The sequence below is a fragment of the Peribacillus sp. SIMBA_075 genome, assembly GCF_046534585.1.
The window spans coordinates 1-262 of record NZ_JAWRYN010000866.1; the positions used below are offsets into that span (position 1 = coordinate 1).

Annotated in this window: 1 protein-coding gene; it reads right to left on the reverse strand. The window is 49.2% G+C overall.

The window, feature by feature from the left end; genetic code table 11:
* Window positions 1-146: 146 nt before the first annotated feature.
* The coding region (locus tag SB775_RS30715) for a DUF436 family protein (protein ID WP_410865044.1) at window positions 147-262 on the reverse strand (116 nt) is incomplete at its 5' end.

Consider the following 262-nt stretch of genomic DNA (forward strand, 5'->3'; position numbering starts at 1 on the left):
GATGCAATCAGCTCAATCTTGTCGCGCTGTCTTCCCAATTCCAGTTGAATGCCTTCCAATACTTGTGGGTCTTGTTTACGCAAAAATTCTAGCATGATTTATCTCTCCTCCTTGAATATGGGCTTGGACTGATTTGAAAGCCCTCTTTAGGTACAGCTATCAGTAGGGGGTGTAGCTTCGTATACCGCTCGGGCGCCACCAATCAGCTTGGGTCTTGTAGAAGCGGCTGTAACATGCGCTTCTCCCACGCTGCGCAGCGTAG